Annotated in this window: 3 protein-coding genes and 2 pseudogenes; 4 read left to right on the forward strand and 1 reads right to left on the reverse strand. The window is 65.8% G+C overall.

All coding sequences use genetic code 11. From position 1 onward, the window contains the following. Positions 1 to 104, forward strand: a pseudogene (locus EOA32_RS40370) (polyprenyl synthetase family protein); the annotation flags it as partial. A 37-nt stretch (positions 105 to 141) separates the two neighbouring features. On the opposite strand, the gene EOA32_RS34150 reads toward EOA32_RS40370, so the two are convergent. Continuing rightward, positions 142 to 1065 (reverse strand): SMP-30/gluconolactonase/LRE family protein, encoded by a 924-nt coding sequence (locus tag EOA32_RS34150; protein WP_128374059.1) that lies wholly within the window; start codon positions 1063 to 1065, stop codon positions 142 to 144. A gap of 133 nt (positions 1066 to 1198) precedes the next feature. Here EOA32_RS34150 and EOA32_RS34155 point away from each other — a divergent pair, with 133 nt between their 5' ends. The 3 genes and pseudogenes from EOA32_RS34155 to EOA32_RS34165 all read left to right on the forward strand — a co-directional run. Further along, positions 1199 to 2692, forward strand: coding sequence for a sugar ABC transporter ATP-binding protein (locus EOA32_RS34155; RefSeq protein ID WP_128374060.1), 1494 nt, complete (start codon positions 1199 to 1201; stop codon positions 2690 to 2692). Positions 2693 to 2701: 9 nt separating this feature from the next. Further along, entirely contained in the window at positions 2702 to 3784 is a 1083-nt protein-coding gene (locus tag EOA32_RS34160) for an ABC transporter permease (RefSeq protein WP_128374061.1), read from the forward strand. Between the two features lie 13 nt (positions 3785 to 3797). Next, positions 3798 to 4035: pseudogene (locus EOA32_RS34165) on the forward strand (sugar ABC transporter substrate-binding protein); the annotation flags it as partial.

The following is a 4035-nucleotide window of genomic DNA, read 5'->3' on the forward strand; positions in this document are numbered from 1 at the left end:
TTCACGGCCTCATCGACCAGGCGCATGCGCTGCTGGAGCCCTATGGCGAGCAGGCGGATTTGCTGAAGGCGGCGGCAACGTTTGTCGCCACGCGGAGCAGCTGAGACCGCAGCCGACGCCGCGGACCTCAGGTCGCGGCTTTCACCCCCGCCCCGCCGCGTTCGCCATCACGAAAGCCGCGTAAAGCGACTGCCGCGCCGTGATGAACAAGCGATTGCGCTTGGGACCGCCGAAAGTCAGGTTGGCTACCGTCTCCGGGATGCGGATCTTGCCGATCAGCGTGCCGTCTGGATCGAAGCAATGGACGCCGTCGCCGGCCCCTGCCCAGACGCGGCCGGTCGTGTCCACCCTGAACCCGTCGAACAGACCGGCCGTGCAGGTGGTGAAAACGCCGAGTTCGCGCAGATTGTTGCCTTCGACAGCGAACTTGCGGATGTGCCTTGGCCCGTCCTTCTGATGCGTGACGCCTGTGTCGCCGACATAGAGGATCGTCTCGTCCGGGGAGAAGGCGAGGCCGTTGGGTTTTGCCATCGTCGAGACAACTCGCGTTATCTCACCGGTTCCAGGATCCGCACGATAGACATGACATCCCTCGATCTCTTGCTCGGCGCGGTCGCCCTCGTAGTCGGTGGCGATGCCGTAGGGCGGGTCGGAAAACCACACCGTGCCATCCGAGCGCACCACCACATCGTTGGGCGAGTTCAAGCGCCTGCCTTCGAAGCGGTCGGCGATCACCGTGATCGAGCCGTCATGCTCGGTGCGGGTGACGCGCCGCGCGAGATGCTCGCAGGTGACCAGCCGCCCTTGGAAATCGACCGTGTTGCCGTTGGCGTTGTTGGACGGCGAGCGGAAGACCGAGACCGCGCCGCTGGTGTCATCGTAGCGCATGATGCGGTCATTCGGGATGTCGGAGAAAAGGAGATACCGGCCGGCGGCAAACCACGCCGGGCCCTCGAGCCAGCGCCCGCCGGTCCACAGCCGCTCGACCGCAACGTGACCGACGAAACACCGCTCGAACCGCTCGTCGAGAACTTCGAACCCAGCGCCTTCAATGTCTCCGAACATGGTACTTCTCCGCGAAAACCGCCTCATCGATAGCCGGCGCGTTGATCCATTTTCAAGACTTGACCTGCATAAATGTTAGCGATAACATCGGTCGCAATTCAGTCATTTGCTTGGCTTGGGAGGAGGCCAAAAAATGCGGCCCAAGCTCATCGAATTCATCGACATCTCCAAGCGCTTCGGCGGCACCCTGGCGCTCAAGTCGGTCTCGCTCGACATCCATGAGGGCGAGATCGTCGCGCTGCTCGGCGAGAACGGCGCCGGCAAATCCACGCTGATCAAGACGCTCGCCGGCATCCACAAGCGCGACCAGGGCACGATCCGCTTTCGCGGCGAGGATTATCACCATCGCCCGCCCCGCCCCAATCAGCCGCAGAAAGTAGCCTTCATCCATCAGGACCTCGGCCTGATCGAATGGATGACCGTGGCCGAGAATGTCGGCATGGCGCAGGGCTTTTCGCGCCGCTCCGGCCTGATCGACTGGCGCGACACCGAACGCCGCGCCGAGCGCGCGCTGGCGCTGGTAGGCTGCGCCTTCGACCCGGCGACCCGCGTCCAGGATCTTTCCCGCACCGAAAAGTCGCTGGTGGCGATCGCCCGCGCGCTCGCTACCGAAGCCGATGTGCTGGTGCTCGACGAGCCGACGGCGAGCCTGCCGGCGGACGAGGTCGAGCGCCTGTTCGAGGCGCTGCGGCCGCTGCGCGAGCGCGGCGTCGGCATGATCTATGTCTCGCACCGGCTGGACGAGGTGTTCCGCATCGCCGACCGGGTCGCCGTCATGCGCGACGGCCGCATGGTCGCGGTGAAGCCGGTCGCCGAGACCACGCCGCAGGAGCTGGTCGACCTGATCGTCGGTCGACCCGCGCATCAGATGTTCGCCAAGTCGCAATGGCAGGACGGGCCGGAGCGGCTGAAGGTGGAAAACCTCACCTGCGGCAGCGTCGGCCCGGTCCGCTTCGAGGCACGGTCCGGTGAATTGCTGGGATTGGTCGGCCTGCGCGGCGCCGGCCAGGAAGCCGTCGGCCGCGCGCTGTTCGGCGCAGAGCGTTTCGAGGGAACGGTCTCGCTCGACGGCAAGCGCCTCGACCTGTCCTCGGTCGGCGCCGCTCTTGCCGCCGGCGTCGGACTGATTGCGCGCGACCGCACCGAGGAATCCGTGGCGCTGTCGCTCTCGGTGCGCGAGAACATGTATCTCAACCCCTCGGCCGTCGGCCGCGGGCTGTTCTCCTTTATGAAGCCGGCCCGGGAAAGCGAGCTGACGCGGGAGCTCGGCGCGCGGCTGGGGCTGCGGCCCAATGACCCGCACCTGCCGATCGAGGCGCTCTCTGGCGGCAACCAGCAGAAGGTGGTCGTCGGCCGCTGGCTGGCGACGGGCCGTAAGCTTCTGATCGCCGAGGATCCGACTGCGGGCGTCGATGTCGGCGCCAAGGCCGAGATCTATCGGCTGATCGCCGCCGCGGTCGAAGCCGGGCTGGCAGTGATCGTCGTCTCCACCGATTTCGAGGAAGTCGCCCATATCTGTCACCGCGCGCTCGTCTTCTCGCACAATCGCATTGTGCGCGAGCTCGCCGGCGATGCCTTGACGACGGCGGCGCTCATCAGCGCCGCTTCCGTGTCCGAAGCCGCCTGAGGAGGATCCATGAACTCGATCAAATCGACGGCGCTTGAGCCGACCCGTTCGGAGCTCGCCGGACTGAGCTACGGCCAGAAGGCGACGCGCTATCTGCCGGTCTACGGCCTGCCGATCCTGACGCTGCTCCTGATCCTGCTCTTCTCGCTGCTCCTGCCGCGGACGTTCCCGACGCTGCTCAATTTGCGTTCGATCGTTTCCGACAAGGCGATCATCGCGCTCTTGTCGCTGGCGGCGATGATTCCGATGGCTTCGGGCCGCATCGACCTCACCGTCGGCTACGGCATCGTGCTCTGGCACATCCTTGCCATCAGCCTGCAAACCGCCTTCGGCGTGCCCTGGCCGCTCGCGGTGCTCATCGTCATCCTGCTCGGCGTGCTCACCGGCTTCATCAACGGCCTGCTGGTCGAGGTGGCGCGCATCGATTCCTTCATCGCCACACTCGGCACCGGCACGGTGCTCTACGCTTTGGCGATGTGGTACACGGGCGGCCGCCAGGTCGTCGGCGTGCTTCCCGACGGTTTCCTTTCCCTCAACGGCACCATGCTGTTCGGCCTGCCGATCACCGGCTACTACGTGGTCGTGCTGGCGCTGGTGATGTGGCTGGTGCTCGAATACATGCCGCTTGGCCGCTACCTCTACGCCATCGGCGCCAATCCGAAGGCGGCCGCGCTCAACGGCATTCCGGTGCAGAGATTCGTCATGGGGGCCTTCGTCGCCTCCGGCGCGCTCACCGCCTTGGGCGGCGTGCTGCTGGCCTCGAAGCTCAGGATCGGCCAGGCCAGTGTTGGCCTCGAATACCTGCTGCCGGCCCTGGTCGGCGCATTCCTCGGATCGACCACCATCAAGCCGGGCCGCGTCAATGTCTGGGGCACGATCGTCGGCGTCGTTATCCTCGCCGTAGGCATTTCCGGCATCCAGCAGTTCGGCGGGTCGTTCTGGGTAGAGCCGCTGTTCAACGGCGTCACCCTGCTCGTCGCGATCGGCATTGCCGGCTACGCGCAGCGGCGCCGCGGCGCCGTGGTGCCGGCATCCGCGCCCACCAGCCGACCAGCCACCAGCCAATCAACAAATACAACCGACAATGCTTAATGGGAGAAACGATATGCAGCGCAGAACAGTCCTACAGCTCGGAATTGCCTGCCTGGCGCTTGGCATCGCCTCGCCGGCGCTGGCCGACCCGATGGCCGACGCCAAAGCGGTGGTCGAAAGATATGCCAGCAAGGTCGAGAAGTGGGACGGACCGACCACGGGACCGAAAGGGGCTGCCGGCAAGACCATCGTCGTGCTCGGCGCCGACATGAAGAACGGCGGCATCCTCGGCGTCACCAAGGGTGTCGAGG

This window comes from Mesorhizobium sp. M1A.F.Ca.ET.072.01.1.1, from assembly GCF_004023325.1.
Taxonomy (GTDB): domain Bacteria; phylum Pseudomonadota; class Alphaproteobacteria; order Rhizobiales; family Rhizobiaceae; genus Mesorhizobium.